This is a genomic window from Glutamicibacter sp. 2E12 (assembly GCF_050030965.1).
Lineage (GTDB): Bacteria > Actinomycetota > Actinomycetes > Actinomycetales > Micrococcaceae > Glutamicibacter.
This window is the reverse complement of sequence record NZ_CP188297.1, coordinates 59,810-72,202: the sequence shown is the minus strand read 5'-3', so window position 1 is coordinate 72,202 and position 12,393 is coordinate 59,810. Positions and strand designations below refer to the sequence as shown.

The following is a 12,393-nucleotide window of genomic DNA, read 5'->3' as shown; positions in this document are numbered from 1 at the left end:
TCCCAATGGATTACCCCGAAGCGGCCTGGGGCAGCCCCGCCCGCACGTGCCAATGCTGCCGATGCCGCGGCGCGCGCAGTGGTGCTGGAGCGCCTGCCCGATTCTTAAGGGAAGGCGGCGGCTGGTGGCCGCATGGAATACTGGGGACATGAGTCTGCAGATGCCGATTGCGGTGCAAGCCACCGCACAGCAAGGGATCCGGCGGCTGATCAGGATCCGCTACCGCTATTTCAGCTATGCCCTGCGCTACGCCGACGGGCGGGAAGTCTCCGGCCTGGGCTGGGCCGAGGCCGATAAATTGCTGCAAGGGCACCGGTATCCCGCTGACGCCTCGTGCACGCGCCACGGCGCCGAACGCCATTGCCCCGACCTTGGCGCTGGTGCTTGGGTGGACTACCCCTACGGCGAGCCGCTGGACCGGCCATAGCCCGACCAGTGCCCGGATACGCGAGAACCGCCCACCAATGCTGGTGGGCGGTTCTCGTTGTGCTTGGTGCCTACAGTCCCAGGGACTTGTCGGTGGCTGCCTTGACCTCAGCGTAGAGTGCTGGGTTCTCGTTCAGCTTCTGGCCGTAGGAAGGAATCATGTCCTTGAGCTTCGACTCCCAGCCTGCGAACTGCTTGGGGAAGCAGCGCGACAGCAGCCCGACCATGATCGGGGTAGCGGTCGAAGCGCCTGGCGAAGCGCCGAGCAGGCCGGAGATCGAGCCGTCCGAGGAGGTGATGACCTCGGTGCCGAACTGCAGCACGCCGCCCTTCTTGGCATCCTTCTTGATGACCTGCACGCGCTGGCCAGCGGTGATCAGCTCCCACTTGGAACCATCTGCATCCGGGAAGTACTCGGCCAGCGCCTCGTCCTTCTTGGAGCGGGACTTGAGAACTTCCTTGATCAGGTAAGTGGTCAGATCCAGGTTGTCCTTGCCTACAGCCAGCATCGGGATGATGTTGTGCGGACGCAGGGACAACGGGAGATCCAGCTGGCCGGTGGACTTCAGGAAGTTCATCGAGAAGCCGGCGTAGGGGCCGAACATCAGCGAGCGCTTGCCGTCGACAAAGCGGGTATCCAGGTGCGGTACCGACATGGGAGGAGCGCCCACCGAAGCCTGGCCGTAGACCTTGGCGTGGTGCTGGTTGATGACGGTCTCATCGGTGCAGCGCAGGAACTGCCCGGAGACCGGGAAGCCGCCGAAGCCCTTGATCTCGTCGATGCCAGCCTTCTGCAGCAGTGGCAGTGCGCCACCGCCGGCACCGACGAACACGAACTTGGCCTTGACGTTCTTGACTGCGCCCGAAGCGTTGTCCTTGACGCTCAATTCCCAGCCGGCGCCCGAACGCTTGATGCCCTTGACCTTGTGGCCGTAGTTCACCGAGGCGCCAGCGGCGCCCAGCGAGTCGGTCAGGTCGCGGGTCAGGCGGCCGAAGTCGACATCGGTACCGGAGACAACGCGGGATGCGGCAACCTTCTGCGAGGCATCGCGGCCCTTGGCCACCAGCGGGGTCCACTGGTTGATGGTGTCCAGGTCGTTGGTGATTTCCAGTTCCTCGAACAACGCATTGGGCTTCAGTGCCTCGTAGCGGGTCTGCAGGTACTTGGAGTGGTCCTCGCCGATGACGAAGGACATATGCGGCAGGGCGCTGATGAAGCTGTTGTCGGCAACGCGGTTGTTCTCGACGGCCCACGAGTAGAACTGGCGGGAAACCTGGAACTGCTCGTTGATGCCAATGGCCTTGGCCGGATCGACCGATCCGTCAGCCTTGGCAGCGGTGTAGTTCAGTTCGCACAGTGCCGAGTGGCCGGTACCTGCGTTGTTCCAAGGGGAGGAGGATTCCTGCCCGGCCTTGTCCAGGTTCTCGAAAAGACCAATGGACCAGGTTGGTTCCAGCTGGTTGATCATGGTGCCAAGGGTGGCACTCATGATGCCGGCACCGATTAGTACTACGTCAAAAGATTCGGTTGACGTTTCAGAAGGCACGAGGATCTCCATCGACAGTGATACTTTGCTCTCTCCCAGAGTAGACCTATATCCCCGGGGGTTAGAAATCGTTAACTGGGTTAACGGTCACTAACTTGAGATAGACGGCGAGTTTGCCATCTGCACATCCGCGTAGCACTCGTTGAGCATCGGCGAGGGAGGATAGAAGGTGACGTTGCCGTTAAACGCCAGCGCAGAGATCGGAAAGACCAGTGGGAGCGCGGGCAGATCCGCGTTCAGGGTCTTGAGGATATCGGCATAGGCGGCGGTCCGTTCCTCTCCGGAAGGGATGGAACGGGACAGCATGATCTGTGAGTCAAGTAACGCCGAGGTGTATCCGAACTCATTCTCCTTGGCCGCCAAAATGCCGGACAGGAAGTCGTCTGCCGAACGGTAGCCGCCGGAGAAGCCCAGCAGGTGCAGTCCCTCGAAGTCCTTGGACTGCACGGTCTGCACGTAGCCGTCGGTCCATGCAATCGGGCGCGGCTTGATGCGGATCCCCACTGCGGCGAGGTCCTCGGCGATCTGCGCGAAAGTGCGTTCAGGCAGCGGAAGGTAGTTGCGCGAAACCTGCAGCGGGTAGGCGAACTCGATCTGTTCGCCCTTGTAACCCAACTCGGCCAGCAAGGTCTTGGCCTTCGACGCATCGTGGTTCGGCGTATCTTCCGGTGCCGGAATGCTCAAGGCAGAGGGCAAGAGGGTCGAAGCGTGCTTGGACCCTTGCAGGAACAGCTTCTCAGCCAGCGAGCTGCGGTTGACCGCGTGCGCAATGGCCATGCGGAACTCCGGCTTGGCCAGCCACTTATTGCGCTGGTTCATGCCGAGGTAGAGCACGGAGAAGGGATCGCGCTGGACAACCACCTTGGCATTGCGCACCAGGGTGCGCATGATGTCCACCGAGACCATGTCGAAGCCGTCGATTTCATCGGCCAGCAGTGCGCCTTCGCGGTTGTAGGGCGAAGGAACAGCTGAGATCAGCGCAACCTCGGGATGCGCGGTGTTATTGGATAGCCGCGGTTGATTCCAATAGTCCTTGAAGATCTCCAGGCGCACCACATTGTCCTCATGGGAAACAAAAGTGTATGGCCCGGTACCTACCGGGTGGGTGGAGAGCGACTCGGCCGGGTTCTGCCCGGGGCCGCCGGTCAACGCGCTGGGCGCGGCAATGGCCATGCCCGGCAGGGTCAGCGCTTCGATCAGCCCTGGCAGCCGGCGGCGCAGGTTCAAGGCGACCAGGTACTTGCCGGTTGCCTTGACGGATTCGAAATAGCTTGCGGAACCGGCTGCGGACTTCCCTTCGAAGAGCTTGGTGTCGAACTTCTTGGTCAGCTCTTCAAGCTGCTTGGTGCGTAGCTGCTGGGTGGCCAGTTCCTCTTCGCTGGCGTCGGCAGCGCTCTTGAACTCTTCTTCGAGTTCCTTGGCGGTTGGAAGCTTGGGGATATCGCTGTCGAAGTGGAAAACATTGGCAAAGCCCTGGCTGGATGAAGCGCGCAGCTGCGGGGACAAGCTTTCCCAGCGGTTGAAGTTGGCGACAACTGCTTCTGCTGTCAATTCGGTGCCGTCGTGGAAGAGCACGCCTTCGCGCAGGGTGAAGGTGTAGCGCAAGCCATCAGGGCTTTCGGTCCAGGATTCGGCCAGGCCGGCTACCGCGCCACCGGTATCGGGATCGATATCGACCAGCGTCTCGTACACCTGGCGGGTGATCCGGAAGGATTCGTTATCCGCCACGATGGCCGGATCGAGCTTGACCGGGGGAGCGGCTGCTGCCAGGCGCAGGGTCCGGGGAATGCGCGGTGCACTGGCCGAGGCTGTGGGCGAAGCGGAGGACGCGGGCCCCGAATTTCCGGTGCAGGCGGTCAGTGCCAGTGCGGTAGTCGCCAATGTACCGGTCAGCAATGCGCGTCGTGATACGAGTTTCAATGGCAATTCGGGCACTGGGATGACTCATCTTCCTATGGCAGGCGGTACTGCTTCGCGCAGGGAACAAGCAAGTAAATGTGCGCAAAGGTATTTATCAAAGATAGCGCACCACGGCCACGGCTCCGGGAGCCAAAACTCCCGGAGCCGTCAACTGTCGCTAAATTGTTAGCTGCGGTGCACGAGGTTCTCGCCGTCGTTGCCCGCGGCCCAGGCCTGCACCTGCTTCTTGAGCAACTTCACCATGCGCGGGAAGAACGCCTTGGTGTTGCCGCCGTTGTGGGGAACGACCAAGGCATTGGGGTGCTGCCACAATGGGTGATCGGCCGGCAGGGGTTCTGGATCGAATACATCCGATGCCATATTCAAGCGGCCCGAAGCGACTTCTGCCACGATTGCCTCGGTATCCACCACCGGGCCGCGCGCGACGTTGACCACGGTTGCACCGTCGGGAAGCTTAGCCAGCAGATCAGCGTCAACCAGATGATGGGTGGAATCGTTGAGCGGCACGATCAGGATCAGCACTTCGATCTCCGCCGCGCGCGCTGCGAGATCCGAAGTTGCGAAGACCTCGCCATGCTCATCGGTGCGGGCCGTGGAGCCGAAGCGCATGAGATTGACCTCGAAGGGCTCCAGGCGCTTGCGGATCTCTTCGCCGATGCCGCCCACGCCAACCAATGCCACCGTCCGATCAGCCAAGCCGGGCCACTGCTGGGGATTCCATCGGCCTTGTTGCTGGTCTCGGACCGCGTGCGGGTAGCCGCGCAGGGATGCGATGGCCAGGCCGATGGCCATCTCGGCGGTAGCCGCCGCGTGGACGCCGGCCGCGGTATTGATATTTGCGCGATCGCCAATCAGGTCAACCATTCCGTCGAAGCCGGTGGTCTGGGTCTGGACGATCTTGACGTTCGGTGCCTTGCGGATGTTCTTCAGCGTCTGGGGATTCGACATATAGGGAAGGATGGCAATGTCGATTTCTTCCAGCGCAGTTCCGGGGGTGCTCTCCAGGTCCCAGAGCACAGCTTTGAGGTTTTCCGGGATCGGACCAACCGCATCAATCAGATCTTGTGTCGGGAATGAAATCGTTCGTTGGGTGCTCATGGAAACACTGTACAAACCCCATCCGCGCTTTGGTAGTAACCCCTAGTCATGTCCTGTAATGAAGGTCACCGCAGAATACTGGCCCCCGAATTTGCGCTGAGGGAAATTGCTGGTAAAGTTTTATCTCGTTGCGAAAGCGCGAAGCCCGAAAAGCTTCTAGAACATCGCAGCGGGCGCCTCTAGCTCAATTGGCAGAGCAAATGACTCTTAATCATTAGGTTCCGGGTTCAAGTCCCGGGGGGCGCACGAACAATTTGTTCGGTTCACCAGACAACTTGTTTTCATAAATAAATACGCGCTTTTAGCTCAATTGGTAGAGCAAATGACTCTTAATCATTAGGTTCCGGGTTCGAGTCCCGGAGGGCGCACAAAACAAAGGTCAGGCTTCGGTCTGGCCTTTTTTGTTTGTCCCGGTGGACCAGCTAGCGCTTGACACGGAACCACTTTGGCCTGTGGTCGCCGGTAGGCTGGCCCGCGCCGGAGCCGGGAGGGGATCGGGGAAAGGATTCGAGGCCACTGGCGGGAAATTGACCGGCTGGCGGCTGGTCCTTCGGGCGACGCCGCATTGCGGTTTCGTGGAAATCATTGCTGCAGGTGCGCCCGGAGTGCTGTGCGGACCGGAGCCGAGCGGGAGTGCTGGCCGCGAGTGGCAAATCCCGGATTTGCCCCGCCGGTGGATAGTGAGGTCCGGATCGGAAAACTATGTGTGTTTTAGATTACTTTCAAGCCGGACAAATGTGATATTATGAATCTGACTTGGACTTTTATGTTCTCAGGTCGGGTACTGGCCGATTTTTGCTTTTGCATCATTTCTGCCTATGATTGTCTACGTCGCAAAGACGAGTTCTGAAAAAGAACTAGTCAGAGCGAGGAAGCGCTTTTAGCTCAATTGGTAGAGCAAATGACTCTTAATCATTAGGTTCCGGGTTCGAGTCCCGGAGGGCGCACAGTAGATCCGATCTGATTCGTCAGGTCGGATTTTTTGTATACCGCAAAGAAAAGAGGATCAGCTCATGAGTACTTCCGAAAAGACGAACCGTCTGTCCATCGGTGACCAGGCCCCTGATTTCACCTTGCAGGACGCTGCTGGCAAGTCTGTTGCCTTGGCCGATTACCGCGGCAAGAAGACCATCGTGTACTTCTACCCAGCCGCATCCACCCCGGGCTGCACGAAGCAGGCCTGCGATTTCCGTGATTCGCTCGAATCCTTGCAGTCCCTGGGGTACGCAGTTCTGGGCATTTCCCCGGACAAGACCGCCAAGCTGGAAAAATTTGTCGCCAAGGAAGAACTGAACTTCCCGCTGCTCTCCGACGAGGACCACGCAGTAGCTGAAGCCTACGGCGCCTGGGGAGAAAAGAAGAACTACGGCAAGGTCTACGAGGGCCTGATCCGCTCCACAATCGTGCTCGATGAAGAGGGCAAAATCGCGCTGGCGCAGTACAACGTTCGCGCCACCGGCCATGTAGCCAAGTTGCGCCGTGACTTGGGCATTGATCCCAAGTAGACCCCTTGTTTGGCTGATTTCATATCAGGCAGAACTTCCGCTACACTAAATGAGGTCGCCTTCGAGGAAACAGTGTTTCCGGTGTAGCGCTAGCGAGTATGGCGGAATTGGTAGACGCGCTGGATTTAGGTTCCAGTGTCTTCGGACGTGAGAGTTCAAGTCTCTCTACTCGCACCAACTGAACCCTGCGGTCTGATTCCATCGGCCGCAGGGTTTTTGCATGCATCCGCAGCGGTTGACCAAGCGTATGATCCAAATAAGGCAAGCGGCCGCGATCCGAGGAGGAGGGGCACCATGGCAGCCAAGGAACTGCCCACCATGTATGGGCTTTCTGAATCCGATCCTGGCCAGGACCTGATCAAGCGGGCGGGCATAGCCCCTGCCAATCTGGAGCAAATCGACCGCATCATGGCTGAAATGGGCCGGATGCGCCAGATCGAACGCCGCATCATGCGCAGCTCCCAGCAGTTCATGAAACTGAACGAAACCGACATGCGGGCGATCCGCAAGATGATCTCCGCCAAGCATGCGGGCCAATCCGTCACCCCGGGTGCGCTGAGCCAGTATCTGGGAATTTCCAGCGCATCGGTCACCAAGATGATTGACCGCTTGGAAGCCCACGGCCATGTGCGGCGCACCAGGCATCCAACCGACCGGCGTTCGCAATGCGTCGAGGTCACCGAGGAAACCCACCTGGCAGCACGGGAGCAAGTGGGGCGGCACCATGCCAAGAGATTCGAAGTGGCCAACGCGATGAGCCCCGAGGAGCGGGACGTAGTGATCCGGTTCCTTGCCGGGACCTCCGATGCCTTGGAAAGCAGCCTCGATTCAACGACTGCCGGCGAAGCGGACTAGTACCGGGACGTGCTGGATCCTCAGCCAGCCGCCTGCTTTTCCGCATCGCGCACAATGTTCTTGATGGTGGCCGGGAAAATGGCCCCATGGAACGGGTATACCGCCCACCAGTAGCAGCGTCCGGCCAAGCCCCGCGGGAAGAACACCGCTCGCTGGATCAGTTCGCTGCGCCCGTCAGCTCGCTTGTCGATCCGGTAATCCAGCCATGCCTGGCCCGGTGCACGCATCTCCGCGCGCAAGCGCAGCAAGCTGTTTTCCTCCAGGGCTTCCACGCGCCACCAATCCACCACATCTCCTAGTGCCAGCGTGCTGTGCGAGCGGCGTCCGCGCCGCGACCCCACGCCGCCTGCCAGTTTGTCCATCAAGCCGCGCAGCTTCCACAGGGCGGGGAAGGCGAAATACGGTGATTCCCCGCCGAGCCGATGCAGCACGCTGAAGAGCTGCGCCTCGGTTGCCGTGGTGCTGATGCGGCGGATGTCGGTGTAGGCCTTGCGCCCTGACCAATCCGGATCAGAGGGCAGCGGTTCGGCGGGTGCCGAAATCGGCTGGGCGGTAGCCCAACTGGTTTGCACCGCGTCGGCATCCATCTTCTCCAGTGCCAGCTGCACCGCTCGCGGATAATCGCACAAGCCCTGGGCCGGCGGGGCAATCAGCTTATCGATGTCCCGCGAGCCCATGACGCAATCATGCTGCAGCGACTGCACCAGCGCGGAAGCCAGGGTGTGCGGCAGCGGCGTCACCAGATTCACCCAGTGCGAAGCCAGCCGCGGGGTGAGCAGCGGCAACGGCCAGACTTTCGGTTCGCGCAGGCCGGCCACCTGGGCGTAGATCTTCATCAGCTGCGCGTAGCTGTAGGTGCCGGGGCCGCCGATGTCATAGGTTCCCTGCGCGGGCTGCGCCAGCTCGGCGCAGGCCGCCAGGTAGTGCAAGGTGTCGCGGATGGCGATGGGCTGGACCTGGTTCAGTACCCAGCGCGGGGCCGGCATCACCGGCAGCACATCGCTCAGGTGCCTGACCATTTCGAAACTGGCCGAGCCGGAGCCGATCACCAGGCCCGCCTGGAGCACCAGGGTGCTGGTGGCCGCTGACAGGATCTGCCCCACGGCCACGCGCGAAGCCAGATGCTCGCTGAGTTCGCCTGCCGGATGCAACCCGGAAAGGTAGACCAGTTGGCTGACCTCCTGTTCGCGTACGGCCTGCGCCATGACCTGCGCGCACGCTTTTTCCTGAGCCGCGAAATCCCGGGTCCCGGACATCGAATGCACCAGGTAGTAGAGCAGATCCGCGTCCTTGCAGAGCTTGGCCACTGCGTGCTCATCTTGCAGGTCGCCCTCGACGATCTCGACTTGGCCGCGCCATGGGGTATCGCGCAGGCGCTGCGCGTCACGGGTGAAAACCCTGACCTGGTGCCCGTTGCGCAAGAGCAGGGGCACCAGCCGTCCGCCGATATATCCGGTTGCTCCGGTCACTGCTATCAGGCTCATGGAGTTCGAACACCGCGCTTGCGCCAGGCGATAACCATGGATCCGAGCAGGAGCAGCGCGGCGCAGCCCAGCGCGGCGTACCCGGCCAGTTCGGACTGGTTGGTTCCGGACAGCCGGCTCACGCCGATCCAGCCCAGGCCCCAGGCGATGGCCAAGGCGGTGAAGATCCTGCCCGAGTAGGCGGTGGTGCCCAGTCCGATGGCCGCTGCGACCACCAGCAGTGCCACTGCCGCTCCTGGTGCCCAGGAGGCGTCCTGGCCAAAGCCCAGGGAGAGCAGCCATGCGGAGGTGTTGGCGATGCTGGCTACGCAGACCCAGCCCAGGTAGATGCCGAAGGTCAGCCACATGATCCAGTATTCGGTGCGCGAGGCCGGGGTGCCTGCCACCATGATGGTCAGCATCCAGGCCAGGCACGCGACGAGGATGAAGATCACCGCGACGCTGGCGCCCAGCCAGCCCAGCTGGACCACGGTAATCCATGCGGCGTTCAGCAATGCCGAAAGCAGCGCGGGAATACGCAGCTTGGCGGCCCAGGCCGAGCGGCGTCCGGCGGGGGTGAGCTGGAAAATTCCGTAGACGGCCAGCCCGGCGTAGATCACGCTCCAGATGGAGAAGGCCGGACCCGCGGGGGCCAGCAGCGTCGAGTCAGCGCCCAGATAGCCGCCGGCTGCCTGCTGGACCGGAGTTCCGCCCAGGGCCCCGCTTCCGATGAATGAAACGGCAATGGCCAGGATCAGGGCAATCGCTGTGAACACCGGCAGTGCCCAGGATGTGGCTGACGCGGGGGCTCGGTAGGGAAAATTCGGGGAATCCGTGGAACTGCTCATCGTGTGCTCCTGATGTCGGTTGAAAATTTTTCCCGCTTCGAGTCGACAAAACGAGATAGTTAAACCATGATGTATCTAGAAAAGCTAAATATCAACTAGGCGAGAGAAGTTATCATGGATTGTTCACGTCCGCTGATTGCCTCGGAAGTGTTCCGGTTGCTGCTCAAGCTCCAGCGGTCCTATGCACTGAGCGAAGCGCGCCTGCGCCACAGCCTTGACCTGAACGATACAGATTTGCGTGCGGTGAACCTGCTGCGTTCCATGCAAACGCCCAGCTCCGGGGAACTGGCCCGCGAACTGGGAGTGTCATCGGCAGGAATCACCTCGGTCCTGGACCGGCTCGAAGCCCGCGGGATGGTTGAAAGAAGGCACCATGCCGCGGACCGGCGGCGCACCCTGGTGGCACAGGGACCCAATTTCCCGGTGTCCACCGGGCCAGGGCAGGTGCTGCTGCGCAAGCTGCACACGTTCTACGCGCAGCTGGACGAGCCGTCCCGCAGGAATCTGGGCGCGCTGCTCGAAGACGCCCGGCGAGAGCTGGAGACGCGGGACACCGTGACCAGCGAAGAGAACCAAGCAAACCCCACCACATCCTTTCAGTAGGGAACCATGAGAATGCACACCACCACACACCAGGCCCCGCCGGCCGAAGCGGCTGGCGCGCCAGCCTCAGGCGGGCTCATCGATGCACCCACCCGGCGCGCCATCAGCGATCGGCTGGAATTGCTGGCCACGCAGGCCCAGCGCCGCAGCGCCGCCTACTCCGCGCAGACTGCGCTGCTCTGGTCCCGGATCTCCGAACGGCTGGCTACCGGCAAGCTGATGCGCCCGGGGCTGGTGATGCTCGGCTACCGGGCCTTCGGCGGCCGCAATGAGGCCCGCGCCGTCGACCTGGGCTGCGCCTTCGAGCTACTGCACGCCGCCTTGCTGATCCACGACGACGTGGTGGACCGCGACTTCGTGCGCCGCGGGGAAAAGACGATCTCGGCGCTCTACCGCGACCACGCCATCGCTAGCGGCCGGAACCGGGCCGATGCCGAGCATGCGGGCAATTCCGTGGGCATCATCGCCGGGGACCTGCTGATCAGCGAAGCGATCAAGCTTGCGGCCAGGGCCTCGGCCGGAAGCGACAGCGAAGCCGGGGTCCAGCAGGCCTTCTTCCAAGCCATCGAGCAGGCAGGGGCCGGAGAGCTCGAGGACCTGCTCTACTCGCTGGGCCCGGCTCCAGCCACCACCAGCCAGGTGCTGCGCATGGAGCAGATGAAAACCGCGGCCTACTCCTTCCAGTTGCCGCTGCAGGCCGGAGCGCTGCTGGCCGGGGCGCACCCCGGCCAGGCCGAGGCCATCGGCGCGGTCGGCTGCCAGCTCGGGGTGGCCTACCAGATCATCGATGATGTGCTGGGCACCTTCGGGGACCCGGCACGCACCGGCAAGCCGGTGGAATCGGACTTGCGCGAATTCAAGAGCACCATCTTGCTGGCCCTGGCCAGCGAGCAACCCGAATTCGCCAAGCTGCTGGGCGGATTCCGCGAAGGAACAGTGGATGCCGGCCGGATCCGCCAGGAACTGGCCGCGCAGGGGGCCGAGCGCTTCGCCCGGCAGCTGGCTAAGCAACTCTGCTCGCGGGCCACCGGCTCCGCGGCCTTCCTGGACCTGCCCGAAGAAGCCCGGACGCTGCTGCGCGAATGCACTGGCCTGATCCTGGATCGAAGCAGCTGAACGCCATGAAACCTGACAATTCCCCTCACAGCACCGCAGGCACCGCCGCCTTGGAGCACTATTCGCGCACCGCCCAGCGCAGCGCCCGGGTGGTGCTGGGCGAATACTCCACCTCGTTCTCGCTGGCCTGCAAGCTGCTGGATGCCGCCAGCGCCCGGCACATCGCCAATATCTACGCGCTGGTGCGCCTGGCCGATGAAATCGTGGATGGGGTGGCCTGCCAGGCCGGCCTGGACAACCAGGCCATCGCCGCGTGCCTGGACGAGCTGGAAGCGGAAACCCTGCGCGCCATGGAACGCGGGTACAGCACCAACATGGTGGTCCACGCTTTCACCATTTCCGCCCGGGCCACCGGCATCCACGCCGAGCTCACCGCCCCGTTCTTCGCCTCCATGCGCGCGGACCTGGGCACCGGGCAGCATGATGCGCGCAGCTTGCAGGACTACATCTACGGCTCGGCCGAAGTCATCGGGCTGATGTGCCTGCAGGTCTTCCAGGCGATGCCCGCCGCGCCGGACTTGACGCCTGCCCAGGCGCAGCGCGCCAAGCACGCCGCCCGCAGCCTGGGCGCGGCCTTCCAGAAGGTCAACTTCCTGCGCGACCTGGCAGAAGACAGCGAAGATTTGGGACGCAGCTACTTTCCCGGCCTGGACCCGGCAGGATTCGATGAGCCAAGCAAGGCGAAGCTGGTTGCGCAGATCGAGCAGGACCTGGCCCAGGCCCGCGCCGGCCTGCCCTACCTGGCCCCGTCCGCTGCCCGGGCGGTGCGCCTGGCCCATGACCTGTTCCGCGAACTGAACTCCCAGCTGGACAAGGCCCCGGCCTCCCAACTGCTGCGCACCCGCATCTCGGTCTCCGCCCCGCGCAAGGCGCTGATCGCCGCCCGCGTGCTGCTGGGCACCCGGGGCACCACCGGCCGCAAGCCAAGAATGGAAGTAGCAAGCAGATGAACCACGCACAAAGAGAAGTCGTAGTCATCGGGGGCGGATTCTCCGGCCTGGCCAGCGCCGGG

At 62.5% G+C, this 12,393-nt stretch carries 11 protein-coding genes, 4 tRNA genes and 1 pseudogene; 11 read left to right on the top strand and 5 right to left on the bottom strand.

Going from position 1 to position 12,393, the window contains the following annotated elements:
- The first annotated feature begins 148 nt into the window (after window positions 1-148).
- Window positions 149-427 carry a hypothetical protein gene (locus ACP3TE_RS00295; RefSeq protein ID WP_105661102.1) on the top strand — a complete coding sequence of 93 codons (279 nt, stop codon included), beginning with the start codon at window positions 149-151 and terminating at the stop codon, window positions 425-427.
- Between the two features lie 70 nt (window positions 428-497).
- Here ACP3TE_RS00295 and ACP3TE_RS00290 read toward each other — a convergent pair whose 3' ends face one another.
- From ACP3TE_RS00290 to ACP3TE_RS00280, 3 genes are all read right to left on the bottom strand, one after another.
- On the bottom strand, window positions 498-1,991 hold the full coding sequence (locus tag ACP3TE_RS00290; RefSeq protein ID WP_332499058.1) for a malate:quinone oxidoreductase: 1,494 nt from the start codon (window positions 1,989-1,991) through the stop codon (window positions 498-500).
- A gap of 72 nt (window positions 1,992-2,063) precedes the next feature.
- Window positions 2,064-3,908, bottom strand: a complete 1,845-nt coding sequence (locus tag ACP3TE_RS00285; RefSeq protein WP_426734765.1) for an ABC transporter substrate-binding protein — start codon at window positions 3,906-3,908, stop codon at window positions 2,064-2,066.
- A 150-nt stretch (window positions 3,909-4,058) separates the two neighbouring features.
- Complete coding sequence (locus ACP3TE_RS00280) at window positions 4,059-4,991, bottom strand: 2-hydroxyacid dehydrogenase (protein ID WP_426734763.1); 933 nt, start codon at window positions 4,989-4,991, stop codon at window positions 4,059-4,061.
- A 173-nt stretch (window positions 4,992-5,164) separates the two neighbouring features.
- Between ACP3TE_RS00280 and ACP3TE_RS00275 the strand changes: the two genes are divergently transcribed.
- From ACP3TE_RS00275 to ACP3TE_RS00250, 6 genes are all read left to right on the top strand, one after another.
- Window positions 5,165-5,237: transfer RNA gene (locus tag ACP3TE_RS00275), tRNA-Lys, on the top strand.
- A 49-nt stretch (window positions 5,238-5,286) separates the two neighbouring features.
- A tRNA-Lys gene (locus tag ACP3TE_RS00270) sits at window positions 5,287-5,359 on the top strand.
- A 506-nt stretch (window positions 5,360-5,865) separates the two neighbouring features.
- A tRNA-Lys gene (locus ACP3TE_RS00265) sits at window positions 5,866-5,938 on the top strand.
- A gap of 66 nt (window positions 5,939-6,004) precedes the next feature.
- Window positions 6,005-6,496: a thioredoxin-dependent thiol peroxidase gene (bcp, locus tag ACP3TE_RS00260; RefSeq protein WP_133834698.1), complete on the top strand. Its 492-nt coding sequence runs from the start codon at window positions 6,005-6,007 to the stop codon at window positions 6,494-6,496.
- A gap of 92 nt (window positions 6,497-6,588) precedes the next feature.
- A tRNA-Leu gene (locus tag ACP3TE_RS00255) sits at window positions 6,589-6,673 on the top strand.
- A 117-nt stretch (window positions 6,674-6,790) separates the two neighbouring features.
- Window positions 6,791-7,351 (top strand): MarR family winged helix-turn-helix transcriptional regulator, encoded by a 561-nt coding sequence (locus tag ACP3TE_RS00250; RefSeq protein WP_105658071.1) that lies wholly within the window; start codon window positions 6,791-6,793, stop codon window positions 7,349-7,351.
- Window positions 7,352-7,371: 20 nt separating this feature from the next.
- Here ACP3TE_RS00250 and ACP3TE_RS00245 read toward each other — a convergent pair whose 3' ends face one another.
- Window positions 7,372-8,835 (bottom strand): SDR family oxidoreductase, encoded by a 1,464-nt coding sequence (locus ACP3TE_RS00245; RefSeq protein ID WP_426734760.1) that lies wholly within the window; start codon window positions 8,833-8,835, stop codon window positions 7,372-7,374.
- The gene (locus tag ACP3TE_RS00240) at window positions 8,832-9,662 is read right to left on the bottom strand and encodes a tryptophan-rich sensory protein (protein WP_426734758.1); all 831 of its coding nucleotides are present in this window, start codon (window positions 9,660-9,662) and stop codon (window positions 8,832-8,834) included. Before ACP3TE_RS00240 ends, ACP3TE_RS00245 begins: the two co-directional genes overlap by 4 nt.
- 114 nt (window positions 9,663-9,776) lie before the next feature.
- On the opposite strand from ACP3TE_RS00240, the gene ACP3TE_RS00235 reads away from it, so the two are divergent.
- From ACP3TE_RS00235 to ACP3TE_RS00220, 4 genes and pseudogenes are all read left to right on the top strand, one after another.
- A complete protein-coding gene (locus ACP3TE_RS00235; protein WP_426734756.1) occupies window positions 9,777-10,265 on the top strand; it encodes a MarR family winged helix-turn-helix transcriptional regulator in 489 nt (162 codons plus the stop codon).
- A 12-nt stretch (window positions 10,266-10,277) separates the two neighbouring features.
- Window positions 10,278-11,381: a polyprenyl synthetase family protein gene (locus ACP3TE_RS00230; protein ID WP_426734754.1), complete on the top strand. Its 1,104-nt coding sequence runs from the start codon at window positions 10,278-10,280 to the stop codon at window positions 11,379-11,381.
- 5 nt (window positions 11,382-11,386) lie between these two features.
- Entirely contained in the window at window positions 11,387-12,331 is a 945-nt protein-coding gene (locus ACP3TE_RS00225; RefSeq protein ID WP_426734753.1) for a phytoene/squalene synthase family protein, read from the top strand.
- A pseudogene (locus ACP3TE_RS00220) lies at window positions 12,322-12,390 on the top strand (hypothetical protein); the annotation flags it as partial. The gene ACP3TE_RS00225 and the pseudogene ACP3TE_RS00220, both read left to right, overlap by 10 nt.
- Between the last annotated feature and the right edge of the window lie 3 nt (window positions 12,391-12,393).